This is a genomic window from Corynebacterium sp. 401_CJEI (assembly GCF_001076435.1).
In the GTDB taxonomy this organism is placed as follows: domain Bacteria; phylum Actinomycetota; class Actinomycetes; order Mycobacteriales; family Mycobacteriaceae; genus Corynebacterium; species Corynebacterium jeikeium_D.
Genome location: NZ_JVIP01000013.1, coordinates 24671 through 37378, shown reverse-complemented (window position 1 = coordinate 37378; position 12708 = coordinate 24671). Strand labels below are relative to the sequence as shown.

Sequence of the window (12708 nt, the reverse complement as noted above, 5' to 3'; positions counted from 1 at the left end):
GACCGCGGGCTGTGGATGAATTTCAAAACGTCCCAGTAGCTGTGGATAACTTGGGACAACTTGAACTGTTGCCACCTAAGGCAAGCTCAGAGCGTTATTCCGTACCACGCACCTGAATGTCGCCAATAGCAACTGGCAGCAACGAATCCGGAGATTGCTCAGCCAGATTGCGGTCGCCGACAAGTGGGTTGTCCGCATCGGAATTCTGCGACTCAGCATCTGTATCAGCATCTGTATCAGCGTCAGTGTCTGAGTCGCTGTCGGCTACCGCTTCCGCAGCCGTCGGCAAGCCGGAGATCCAGACAACAAGGTTCTTCCACTCAGTGTCGCGGCTATCGATTTCGATGGTCGTCGTACCTGAGGTGGCAGTAGCGCTTCCGAGAACCGTTGTGTCATCCAAGTTCGTCGAGTCAGCATCTCGTAGGCCGCGAACTTCAATGTGTGCGCCCGGGGTCGCCGCGACCTTAAGCTCTCGAATGGTTGCCGGTTCATCGAGAGTGACCCGAATACCAACGCCAGGTTTGAAGTCCTCTGGACGATTGCCGAACTGGCTGAGGTAAGTCGAAGTTACCCAGAAGCTTTCCTCGTCACTATCGATGGTCAGCTCAGCCATGTCTGGATTGTCTGGACCGGCTGCCGGGTTGTCGCTGTCGGCCTGCCACTCGTTAGCGTCGGCAAGCGAAAGCGTCGTGATCGGAGCCGGGCCGCGTCGTACGGACTCGGAGTTAATCGGTGCGTCTGAGGAACGGTTAACCAGACCAAAGATGCCCGCGGCGACAAGTGCACCGACAATGACTACACCGACAACGACTGCGCCGGTGCTGAATGCGCGGGTGCGATTCTTGGTGTGGTGAGCGTTTGATTGGGCTGCACCGTCGGCATCGACGGATTCGCGCGCACCGGTGTCGGGGTCGATTGCGAGAAACTCCGAAGAGTCGGGGCCGAGCGCTGCAGTGCGCAAATCCTCCGCGAGTGTGCGAGCTGGCGACTCCTTTTGGTTGAAGTTCTCCGGGCGAACCTGCTTCGCGCGGTCGATGGCAGCAGAAATATCGGAGGGGATATTTGGCACGTTGTAGAACAGCTCGTCGATGACAGAAAGCAACGCGTTGTAGTCCGAACGTTGCGAGCTATCGGGCAAAACGACGGGGAAAGCGTCGTAGATGTGGCCGTCGCTGCTGATGCGCAATTGCCCAGGCTTGTTTGTCAGGCCAAGGCAACGTCCAGATTCGTGGGCGTCGGCGATTGTCTCGGCAAGTGATGCTACTGCGAGTGCCAGGGCATCCGGGTGGGCGGCCTGATCGAACCGCTCAATACCGATACTGCTGGTCCAGTCGGCGACGATGAGCACCTCGGTGCGTGTCTTCGCCACGCTATGAATGCGGGACATCCCGGTGCCGGCCAGGTCACGCAGCTCGTTGGTCGTCGTGGCAATCTTCTGGGCAGCAACCGATGGCGAAGTGTCGTAGTACGGCAGTGCAATCGTGTCGACGAAGACAAGTGCGACATCTGAGTTGTCGGGATCTCCCATATCCATGGCGCGCCACAGGCGCAGACCTGGGTAGGTCGCGACTTCAGAACGCAGACGGAAACGACCACCTGAGACCATCTCGCCGGGTACATAGCGGGTCGGGCGAGAACCCTGCGTCGGCATCGGCGGCAACAGCGGCGAAGCGGTGAAGCCCTCGTTTGCCAGACCCGTGGCCTCGCCAATCAGGTTCGACGGGGCAATCGAGAAAGCATCAGCGGCGAAGCCACGTTCGCGCTCCATATCCTCACGGTCGGCGACGGCATTGTCGGCTGCATGAGGCTGCGGAGCAAAGCGACGTAGACCCGGAATGCGGCCGAGGAAGCCACCCAGAACGCGGACCTCTTCCAATGGAGCCTGAGCGAGCACCAGGCCGGTACCGATGAGGAAGACCACGCCGGTGACGATGGTCTGCAGTAGCACACCGAAGGAACCGAAGAAATCGAACAGCACAAGGTCGGTCAATGCGAATGCGCCCCAAGCAACGGCGACACCGACAAGCGACGCCCCCAGTGCCCACAGCACGGTGTGGACGGTCGCCTTACTGTCCAAGTGTCCGAGAGTGCGGCGCAAGAGCAAGAAGCCAATTATTGCGCCGGCGACGAAACCGAAACCGTTGGCGGCACCGAGCAACACGACGACGGTCTCATCGTCAGAAGCCAGACGAGGAGCGAAGAACGACAGAATCACCTTGACGGTGGTAATGCCGAGGATGATGAAAGTCGGGGTCCAGGCCTCTTCACGGGCGTAGAAAACACGCAAGTGCAAAAGCACAATGGCGTATGGAATAAGCGAGAACGCCGAGAAGGACAGCGTCCAGCCGAGAATCTCTGCGGTTTCGCGGGGGAACTCCAGATACGCGAAAAGACCGACGGCGATGGGGCGGCCGAATGCGGTGAAGAAGGCAACGATCGGCACCAGCGCAATCATGGTCAGGCGGGTACCGATGGACAGATCTCGGACCACTGCCCCATCGTTGCCGTCGGCTGCATTGCGGGACAGTCGCGGCATGATGGCGGTCAGCAAGGTAACGCCGATGATGCCGTAGGGCACCTGCAACAGCAGCCAAGCCTGCTGGTAAATCGTCGGCGCTGCCTTGGAGGCAGTCGAGGCAATATTGGTGGTGATGAAGTAACCAGCCTGGGAAATTGCCACGTAGGTGATAATCGCGACACCCATGCCGGTGAACTGTTTGATGCGGTCGTCGATACCCCACAGCGGACGCAAATCAATGCCCGCGCGCTTGAGGTAGGGAATCATGATGGCTGCCTGAATGACGACACCCAGGGTGGTACCAAGACCCAAAAGCAGGATGTGCGGATCGGAGAGTGAACCGTCCGAATCTGGACTCAACTGGCCGGGCAGGAACAGATATAGCAAGAGCGTGGCAATGGCCACGACGTTGTTAGCGACAGGTGCCCACGCACCGGGTTTAAAGATTCCCTTGGTGTTTAGCACCGCCATGAGCAGCGCAAATATGCCGTAGAAGATAATCTGCGGCAATAGTAAGAACGCAAATGACGTTGCCAGCGGAACGTTGACCTTACCGGCCTCGTTAAGGCTCAATCTGGTCAACAGTGGCGCACCTATCACCGCCAGCACCGTCACCACTGCCAACAGCGTCATAGAGACAGTCAAGAGACGTCTAATGAAGGCGGCACCGTGATCTGGATCCTCCTTCTCCGCGCGCACCAACACTGGCACCACCAGAGAAGTCAGCACTGCGCCGAGGACGATTTCCGTAATCAGGTTCGGCAGTGTGTTGGCGACGTTGAAGGCTGAAGCCACAGCCGGACCCAGCGTCGCGCCGATGAGCAGGTTTCGCAAAAAACCCGTAATGCGCGAAATCAGGGTAGCGATTGCCATCGAGCCCGTGGAGGCGACGATGTCCGAGTTCGACTGTCCCTGATTTGCGTCCGCCGTCGAGCCTGCGGAGGAATCGCTGGAAGCGGTTGCTGTCGCAGTTGCCGCCTTTGCTGGCGATGGTGATGCCGATTCCGTCATCGCGTCAGCGGCGGTATCGGCATTTGCCTTATGGCCGGATACGCGAGTTAGGTCCGGGGCCGCTTCGGCCGGCTGAGATTCAGCCGTTGGCCGCGCCGCCGGAACTGGGGCCGGTGGCGCGGGGCGACGAATGCGGCCTCGAAGTCCAGATTTATGCGCGTCTGAGTCAGTCACATGTCCTATTGTTGCTTAAAAGGGGGTCTATTTCCGAAAGTACTGAGACCGTTTTGCGGCAAAAAACCCACCAACAGTGACGATGACGAGGGTCACGATAGCCAAAACCCCAACCGAAGCGCCCGATTGCACGGAAATACTCACTGATCGAGAAATCGGCGTGCCGCCAGGTGATTCGAGCCACAGCAACAGGTTGTGGGAGTTGTCTCCACTATCCCGTGGCCGGTCTCCCTCTGGAGCATTGGTCGCCGGAGTGGATTCTGCATCATCACCCGACTTCGGAGTGAACTGAACAGTCACCGACCCCTTGGCGGGGATGGCGGCCTCATACTTCTCCTCCATCACCGAATCTCCAGCGCCGACGCGCACGAACGCGGGAACCGGCAGCGGCAGGCCATTACGAGCCAGCACCGCAATCGGCGACAGCTGCGTTGCGCGGGTGTAGACACCGCCGGGAGCTACCAACGTCACCGAATTGCGCAGGCGTCGATTCATAATCAGTGCCTGGTCGCTGAGTTCTTCGCTCCGCCGCTGCACGTCAGTTGACTGCAGCTGATTTCGCCGGCCGAGAGTTGTAAACGAGCGCAGCAAGTCGTGCCGCAGGGGACGGGTGAATTCATACCGCGTCAGCGCGACATTGGGATCGTTGGACATGATTGTGGTCAGGTCGGTGATCTCGCGGGAGGCCGTCTGAGCCTTCTCCACGAGCGTCTCACTCACTGGCGCGGGATCGGCAAGCTTGTCAATTGGAGTAACCGAGCCCGCATCCAGGTCGTGAGCTGAAGCGGTGATGGAGTCCATCAGCGGAGTCAGCTCAGCCAGGTTATCGTCCACGGCTTTCCTGACCGCAGCCATGAAATCTTCAGCGTCGCTAGCGCGTGGATCCCAACCGGACGGCGGTGCTGCCACCACAGCCGCGCGAGGGTCATCCGAATCAGTCAATGATTGGAACAGAGTGCCAATCGCTGTCTGCATCCGTGCAGCTTCGGAGTCGATTCGGAAATCGTAGCGTCCGAGCAGATTCGAATACGCCACAGTCTGGGGAGACCGTCCTGTTGCAGCCAGAGAGGTTGTCAGTGCCCCAGGGAGGGCGAAGGCGCGGCTACCGTCGGCAAGCACGCCACTATGGCCGGGGCGCAGTGTCTGACCATCGGCGGTGACGGCGGTGTTGTCTGCGACTAACACGGTGGTGTCGTGCGCGGCTTCGGGTGGAGTGGGCGACGGTGGCATCGCCTCGCCGGTATCTACGCGGTCTTCGAATGCGCGCTCCGGGGCGGTCCCGCTCAGGGCCGTCGCCGCCGAGTACAGCGGGGCGCTTTCCGACGTCACGTATCCCTCGGCCGGCAAATAGAGGCCCGGCAGTGCCTGAACGTCCAAATGCTTGGCGATAGTCTGCCGACCAGCGGCGAGTGCCTCCATCGAAAGCTCGTGATCCCCCACGCGAGCCACGGCGCTGGCATCGGTGCCGCCCCACGGCAGTGACAGTGTGCAGGTGTCCTGTGTGAGATCGTGCAGCCGATTGAGCCAGGCGGCAGCATTGTCACTGGCGGGCATATGCGTGAGATTGGTGTCATCCGCGTTTCCCCAGGAATCCCGCAGTCGCGGAGAGGACTCCACAGGACTTGGGCGGCTGGTGCCAATCCAGTAGTCGCGGGTCATCCTGGAGATTGCGTCGAGGGTCTCCGGGTCGATGGCGATGCAGGTTGATTCCCGCAACCTCTGCCCATCCGGGCCGGCAAAGCCCTTTTCCAACGAGGTGAGCAAACCGTCGAGGCGGCCACCGCGTTCGAGAGACTCGGCCAAAGAATTGTCGGTGAGGATGAGATTCGGCGACGAGGGTGCGTCACCGGTCTCACCGCCGACCAGTGGCACTGGCTGGCTGATGGGCCAAATCAGCGAAAACGGCACTGGGGCGCGGCGGGTGGGCGCATCGGAATTGTCGGTCTCATCGTTGTCGTTCTGATCACCGGCAGGCGGTTCCGGCTCATCACCTTCCGCTTGCGGATCCGTCACCGGAAGCAGTGCGCGTGTTTCCGCCAGCAGGCGGTCGATGTCATCTGCCGGTTGCCCGTTAGCATTGATGAGCAGCGGAAACGTGCCGGCTTCCGTGATGTCGAGTCCTTCTGGAGCCGGTGCGGAGATAGGAACACTTAGCGTAACCTCACGCTTCTCCCCCGCTTTCAGCTCGATGGGGGCACTGAAGGTCCCAGCCACATCAAACACCGATTCAGGCTCAGCGAGAATCGTCCGCGCATCTGCAGAGGAAGCCAGTGCGCCGGCCCGCTGTGGGCGCAGCGCAACATTGCTGATATCCGCATCGGAGGTGTTGTGCACCTGCACCTTGATGGTCAGCGTCGAATGTAGAGCCGCGACATGCGGAGTGAAGCTGGTTATCGAAAGCCGAAGGGGGCCCTGTTCACCGACACGATTGGTGCCACTGCCCCACAACTGCTCATCTTGCGCAAAAGCTGGGGGCGCAACGGTCGTCGGCAAGCACAGTATGAGCGCTGCGGTGGCGGCCGTGACTTTACGAACAACATTTCTTGGCAACTGCAACCTGAACATGCGCAATCACCTCGGCGTCTGCCGGCCTGCTCGCTTTTCCGCGCGGGCGAGATCGGGCAGCAGATTGTGCGCGCGCCGGGCCAGTTTGCGTTCGTCAGCGTAGGCCAACCGCTCCACCAGGGTGTCTACCGGGACCCACATGACCTGAGTGACCTCGGGATCTTCGTCGTTCAAATCGCCATCGACGTAGCGCAGAAGGTGATGGTGCACGGTCTTGTGAATCCGCGTGCCATCGGAGACAAACCAGTAGTCAATCACACCGAGCTCCTCGATGACCTCGCCGCGAATGCCCGTTTCTTCCCACACCTCACGTTCGGCGGTGGAATCGAAAGCTTCGCCGGGCTCGACATGGCCCTTGGGCATTGACCACAGCAGGCGCCCGCGGCGGTCGTGCCGACCAATCAGCGCGACATAAATCCGTGACAGGTTGACTTTGCCGCCCTCGCCGACCGCCTCGGCCAGACCCGAGACGACCAGTCCGCCCGCCGAAGTCTCAATCGAGGTCTGCATCGGCGCTGCATTTTGCGCGCGCGACGAGTGCGCACGGCGATTGTTCGTGCGCTTCGTCTGTGCGTGACGACGGCGATTGTTCCTATCCTGGCCGTTCTTACGGCCACCGCGGTTGTTCGACTGCTTCGAGGGTCGTGCCGACTTCGGTGATTTGGAAGATTTCTTGGCGCCACCGGAGTTTGGCTTGGCCGATTTGGGGCCATTGGCACTGGAGCCACTGCGTTTTGCGGAATTTCCGCTGGTAGTAGCGTTGCTAGTGTTGGTGGACGAGGAAACGCCACCCCTTCTGCGCGGTCGCCGACGACGTCGACGGCTCTTCGCCGCCGAGTTGTCATTGCGTACCACGTTGTTCATTCCACTTAGACTACCGGGTTTATAGGTATAAGCGGGTATTGTGTCGGTCGTGACACAATCGACTCCTTCAACGACAAATGGTGACCAGCCCGGGGGGACTACACCTCACGGTGCTACTCCGGCGACTGCTGACGCGGACCCACAGGTGCGCAGGACGGCAATGCTGGCAGTGGCGGATCAGGCAATCGCCAAGGAGTCGGAGATCCTGGATTCGCTGGCAGCTGCGTTTAGTGCAGCTGGCCATCGCCTGTACCTCGTGGGCGGTTCTGTGCGCGATGCTCTCTTAGGGCGACTGGGCGTGGATCTCGATTTCACCACCGACGCGCGCCCGGAGGTGACACGCGCAATCCTCGATGACTGGGCGGACATTGTCTGGGATACCGGCATTGAATTCGGCACACTCTCCGCGGAACGGCATGGCCGTCAGGTGGAGATCACCACCTTCCGCGCGGATACGTATGACCAGGTCAGCCGGAATCCGGAGGTCACTTTCGGTGACACGTTGGAGGGCGATCTAATCCGCCGTGACTTCCGCTGTAACGCCATCGCCGTGGAGCTCCACGGTGACGGCACCCGCACCTTCCTTGACCCGCTCGGAGGTTTCGAGGATCTTGTCGCGGGTGTGTTGGATACCCCGGGTGCGCCGGAGGTCAGTTTTGGCGACGACCCCCTGCGGATGCTGCGTGCCTGCCGCTTCGCATCCCAGTTGGGGTTCGATGTGGCACCGCGTGTGCTCAAGGCGTTGAAGGAAATGTCCAGCGAAATTGACCGCATCACGGTCGAGCGCATCTCCACCGAGCTGAACAAGCTCATCCTGGGTGCGGACCCAAGCCGAGGTATCGACCTGATGGTGGAATCGGGGTTGGCCGACCGCGTGCTGCCGGAGATTTCCGACATGCGCATGACGCAGGATGAACACCGCCAGCACAAGGATGTCTACCAACACTCTCTGCAGGTCATGCGGCAAGCTATTGACCAGGAAGAACCCGGTGAACCGGACCTCGTACTGCGCTGGGCGGCACTGCTGCACGACTGCGGCAAACCCGCTACCCGTGCCTACAACGAGCAGGGAAACGTCACCTTTTACCAGCACGAAGTGGTTGGTGCGAAGCTGGTGCGGCGCCGCCTTCGGAAACTGAAGTTCCCGAAGAAGACCAACCACGAAATCTCGCAGTTGGTCTACCTGCACATGCGCTTCCACGGCTACGGCGAAGGCAAGTGGACGGACTCGGCGGTGCGACGTTATGTCAACGACGCCGGAGATCTGTTGGAACGACTCAACAAAATCGTGCGGGCCGACTGTACGACGAGAAACCGTCGTAAAGCAGCACGCCTCGCACGAGCCTGCGACAGCCTGGAAGCGCGAATCAAGGAGCTCGCCGAGCAGGAGGACCTCGCACGCGTCCGCCCCGACCTGGATGGCAACGAAATCATGGAAATTCTGGACCTGAAGCCCGGCAAAGAAGTCGGACAGGCCTGGAATTACCTGAAAGAGCTGCGATTGGAGTCCGGTCCGCTGGAGCGTGAAGATGCTATCTTGGCGCTGAAGAAATGGTGGTACGAGCAGTCCGGTGAGCAGGCTGAAAGCGAAAGTGAGAGCTAATGGCATCGATTAATCCGGAAAATCTCTACGGCGACCGGCTTTTTACCAGCCTTGAGCGCAACGACCCGGCTGCCGGGATGCTGCTGCTCGCAGCACCCGGCATGCTCTCGCCGGAGTTTTCCCGCTCGGTGATTTTCCTTATTGAGCACGATGAACACGGCACCCTTGGTGTCGATCTCACGCAGCGTTCGCAGACGCCGGTGCACAATGTGCTCGAGCCTTGGGCGCCGCTGATGGCCAAGCCGCCGGTGCTCTACGTCGGGGGTCCGGTCAACCAGACACAGCCAATCTGCATTGGTGTGGTGCGAAATGGTGCCACCCTCCCAGAGGAGACCGACAGTATTACCGGTGCCCCGCTGATGGAACGCATCGCTCACAGGTTTGCGCTGGTCAACCTCGGTGCGGAGCCGGAGGGCGTACGCGACCGCATAGATGGCGCACGCATCTTCGCCGGTTACGCAGGCTGGGATCCGGGGCAGCTGGAAGACGAGCTCGAGCGCGGTGACTGGTACGTCGCCCCTGCCCTGCCCTCAGATGTACTCGCGCCTGCTGCCGCGGACATCTGGGGTGATTGCATGCGCCGTCAGCCCTGGCCGCTGCCACTGTATGGCACCTATCCCGTAGATGTACGTGACAACTAGATGAGTGAGCACATCAATACCGAAGGAAACAGGGCTGAAGGAAGTAGCGCCACAGGAAACAGCGACCGCAGCGACATAGCTGCCGGCATCCGGCAGACACTGCCTGTGGGCATGGGCCTCATTCCGCTGGGGCTCGCATTCGGCCTGCTTATTGCACAAACTGGCTTTAGCTGGTGGTGGGCACCCATCTTCTCCTTCGTGGTCTACGCGGGGTCGATGGAATTCCTCGCTGTTGGCCTGGTTATGGCGCATACGGGTCTGCTCGGCTGTGCTGTGACGTCCTTTATGGTCAACTTCCGCCACGTCTTCTATGGGCTGACGTTCCCACGCGACCGGATACAGTCTCGTCTCGGTCGCGCATACTCCACATACGCGCTTACCGACGAGTCGTATGCCATCGTCTCTGCGGCAAATGCGGACGAAAAGATGTCGGGCCACCGACTGCTGACGATTCAGATTCTCTGCCAGTTATTGTGGGTGGGCTCCGGTATTGTCGGGGCTCTAACCGGCGCAGCACTGCCCGAGGGTATCCGCGGTGCCGAGTTCGCACTGGTGGCGCTCTTTACGGTGCTGGCCATGGACGCGTTTGAGACTTCCAAGGATTGGTCACTGCCCCTGTCCGCTATCGTCTGCACGCTGGTGGGCTGGCTGATTAACCCGAACCAGATGCTGGTTATCGGACTGCTGATGTACTTCGGCCTGCTGCTGTTGCGCGTGTGGTCACCGCGGGTGGATCGGGTGATGCGCATGACGTCGGCAAGCAAGCCGCGTACGACGGAGGGAGAGCGAGCATGACTGCGTTGCCCGATTCCGGCTATGTGCTTGCCGCGCTCTTTGCGATGGGAGCGGTGACAGTTGCGCTGCGTGCGCTGCCGTTTGCGTTCGTGCGCACTCTGAAGGGGTCTCCCCTGTTCGAGTTCCTCGGCACGACCATGCCGGTTGGAGTCATGGTGGCGTTGGTTGCCTACACCGTCTTCGGGCGGTTAGGACTCAGCGGCGAGAGCGGTGACCCCGGCGCTACCTGGGCCGTGCCCGTAGCGCTGGCCGTCACCGTTGGCCTGCACTGGTGGCGGCGCAACACCGTGATTTCGATTTTTGTAGGCACGGCGCTGTATATGGTCCTCGTGAACCTTGTCGCGTGAGGTGCGCTGTGTGTGGGACGGTGCCAGCGGACCAGTGGCTAGCGGCAGTGGCTAGAACTGTGCCGGTACCTGACCAGTGAAGTCCGGTAGTCCCGGAATCTGGGGCAGCTGCGGGGATTCCGGCAGATTCAGTAGTTCGCCGAGATTTGGGCTCTCGGGCAGGTTCGGGACGCCTGGGATGTCCGGCAGGCTCGGGCTGTCGGGCAGGCCAGGCAGCGATGGAGTGCCCAGCGTGCCGTCGAAGGCATTCTGGACATCGCTGGTGTGAGTTTCCTTCGTGCCGTAGGTGTTAGCAGCGACGCTGAAGTCAGGTCCAATGGATGCCGAGGCGTGAACGCTCTGGCGGTCATCGGACCAACCCCACTTTGTGCCAATAACACCCGGCAGCGTGGCGGTGCCGTAATCCTGACGGTAGCCATCCGCTGCCACAGGTGACGCGGTGCTCATAGCAACCAGCACCGGGTCAGAAGTGTTCTCACGCTTCTTGGCCTCCAGGAACTTCACAGTGTCCGCGCTGGACGTAGTTGAATTTCCCCAGTGACCTGCATCGTGGGTGTTGCTGAGGCCGTATTCACGCGCAGTGGCGTTGATGGAATCCGGGTAACGGCCATAGAGCTCACTGGCGATATTGTCATCGGAGTAGCGAATCATCTCTGTGGCCTTCGCCTTGTCCGCTTCTGTGCCATGTTTGAAGACGTAGTCCGCAATGTAGAGCTTGACAATCGAAAGCCCCGGACGAGCCTCATTTTCGTTCGCCGTACCGTAGTGCGTGCCACTTGGGGTGTGGGTAAAGCTGATCTGGGTTCGCCCCGGAGCATCAATAGTGCCCTGCGGAGTCAGTTTTGGCTGCGGAGCCGCAGCGACGTTTCCAGCTGCCAGCGGAAGGCTGGTGACAGCGATGACACCGGTAAGACCCATGCGAATCGCGCGGGAAGGCCGTGGAGTAAGACGATGACGAGCGTTCATAACAAAAAACCAATCTACACGCGCAGGTGACCGACGCGCTGCCAAGCTGGATCGTAAGCGGTATCGACGACGTGCTCTCCCTCGGTCCACGTCTCCGCAACAGCTCGCAGACCCGCCTCCGCATCAGATGCCGGGTCAATAAAGAAGTGCATCAGAGCCATGCCATCGGATTGCTCAGTTGCAACAAAAATACCCTTGTCCTCAGCGATGGCTTCAGCGGCAGCGGTATTGAACTCGGAGAGGGATTCCTTCGATTCGTCCGTCGGCAAGCCCTTGTCGTCAATATTGCCGAGCATGAGCTGAATCAGCACATGCTGCGTCATAGTCGGGCTCACCAGCTGCGTAATCGGCGCGCGAGTAGCGACGACGAGTGGCTGGCCGTTGGCTTCGGCATCAATGGTGAGCCACTCGGGGCACTCTTCCGCGAGCTTCTCGACGACATCGCCCAGCTCCGGTAGCGGGATAGCACCTTCCGGTTCCTCGCCAGCGAAGGCAAAGCCGCGTAGCCATAGGCCGAAGTCCTCCTCCCCCAGCGCCAGCTGCAGCAGCGTGAAACCGAGCTGAGCTACCAAGCGCTCACCGTCCTCCAACTGAGCAATTGCCGGGAACAGCGGGTGGAATAGGCGAACGTCCACTGCCCCATGACCACTGCTAACAGCCACGCGTGCGTCTGCCGGATCGACCTCGGCCGGAGCATCGGCCTCGAGAGCACCCTGTGCAACCAACGTGGCCGCGACATCCCCCAGCGACAGCTTCATCGCCGGATCCGCCTGACGGAGGTCGGTGAAAGACCACACCGCGCCGTCGTCAGGCGCGGCCTCCAGCCAACGGCGAGCGACCGGACGCAGCTCAGGGTCACCCGCAGCGCTAACAGTCAGAAGGTGGCGAGAATACGGAGCGCCAGCCTCAAACCCCCAGATGAGCCGGTCATTAATAGCGGCGATGCGGCCGCCGACCTCCTTCTGGACATCAATAATGTCCACATCGGCGGCGTTCGGAGCACCATCGATACCGAGCTGGACACTAAACATCGAGTCGAGCGCATCGGCGCCAAAAGAGTTCCACCACGACCAGAACTCGTTGATTGCGGTCTCTTCTGCGGCGCGCTGTTCCGGGGAGAACGGAGCCGGATTCTCGTTAGCCATGCTGAATCTCACACTTTCGTTTGCTCGTTTAAAACCGAACCATATGTTGTGCGCCCCAGTATATGTGCCAAGCCGGATT

General features: G+C 60.5%; 9 protein-coding genes. 4 read left to right on the top strand and 5 right to left on the bottom strand.

Annotated elements, in window-relative coordinates; translation table 11 throughout:
- Positions 1-94: 94 nt before the first annotated feature.
- From ADM64_RS03135 to ADM64_RS03125, 3 genes are read right to left on the bottom strand one after another with little or no spacing between them, the layout of a single operon-like run.
- Positions 95-3703 (bottom strand): murein biosynthesis integral membrane protein MurJ, encoded by a 3609-nt coding sequence (locus ADM64_RS03135; protein ID WP_049193103.1) that lies wholly within the window; start codon positions 3701-3703, stop codon positions 95-97.
- Between the two features lie 27 nt (positions 3704-3730).
- Positions 3731-6268, bottom strand: coding sequence for a hypothetical protein (locus tag ADM64_RS03130; RefSeq protein ID WP_049193118.1), 2538 nt, complete (start codon positions 6266-6268; stop codon positions 3731-3733).
- A gap of 6 nt (positions 6269-6274) precedes the next feature.
- The gene (locus ADM64_RS03125; RefSeq protein ID WP_187403908.1) at positions 6275-7132 is read right to left on the bottom strand and encodes an NUDIX domain-containing protein; all 858 of its coding nucleotides are present in this window, start codon (positions 7130-7132) and stop codon (positions 6275-6277) included.
- A 160-nt stretch (positions 7133-7292) separates the two neighbouring features.
- Here ADM64_RS03125 and ADM64_RS03120 point away from each other — a divergent pair, with 160 nt between their 5' ends.
- The 4 genes from ADM64_RS03120 to ADM64_RS03105 all read left to right on the top strand — a co-directional run bounded on the left by ADM64_RS03120 (position 7293) and on the right by ADM64_RS03105 (position 10518).
- Positions 7293-8735 carry a CCA tRNA nucleotidyltransferase gene (locus ADM64_RS03120; RefSeq protein ID WP_016421726.1) on the top strand — a complete coding sequence of 481 codons (1443 nt, stop codon included), beginning with the start codon at positions 7293-7295 and terminating at the stop codon, positions 8733-8735.
- Positions 8735-9376 carry a YqgE/AlgH family protein gene (locus tag ADM64_RS03115; RefSeq protein WP_016421725.1) on the top strand — a complete coding sequence of 214 codons (642 nt, stop codon included), beginning with the start codon at positions 8735-8737 and terminating at the stop codon, positions 9374-9376. Before ADM64_RS03120 ends, ADM64_RS03115 begins: the two co-directional genes overlap by 1 nt.
- 111 nt (positions 9377-9487) lie before the next feature.
- Positions 9488-10171: an AzlC family ABC transporter permease gene (locus tag ADM64_RS03110; protein ID WP_049193116.1), complete on the top strand. Its 684-nt coding sequence runs from the start codon at positions 9488-9490 to the stop codon at positions 10169-10171.
- Entirely contained in the window at positions 10168-10518 is a 351-nt protein-coding gene (locus ADM64_RS03105) for a branched-chain amino acid transporter permease (protein ID WP_049193102.1), read from the top strand. The genes ADM64_RS03110 and ADM64_RS03105 overlap by 4 nt, the downstream gene beginning before the upstream one ends.
- 51 nt (positions 10519-10569) lie before the next feature.
- On the opposite strand, the gene ADM64_RS11120 is transcribed toward ADM64_RS03105, so the two are convergent.
- Together ADM64_RS11120 and ADM64_RS03095 are read right to left on the bottom strand one after the other, a co-directional pair.
- Complete coding sequence (locus tag ADM64_RS11120; RefSeq protein WP_370449635.1) at positions 10570-11484, bottom strand: hypothetical protein; 915 nt, start codon at positions 11482-11484, stop codon at positions 10570-10572.
- A gap of 14 nt (positions 11485-11498) precedes the next feature.
- Entirely contained in the window at positions 11499-12629 is a 1131-nt protein-coding gene (locus ADM64_RS03095) for a DUF695 domain-containing protein (protein WP_049193101.1), read from the bottom strand.
- Between the last annotated feature and the right edge of the window lie 79 nt (positions 12630-12708).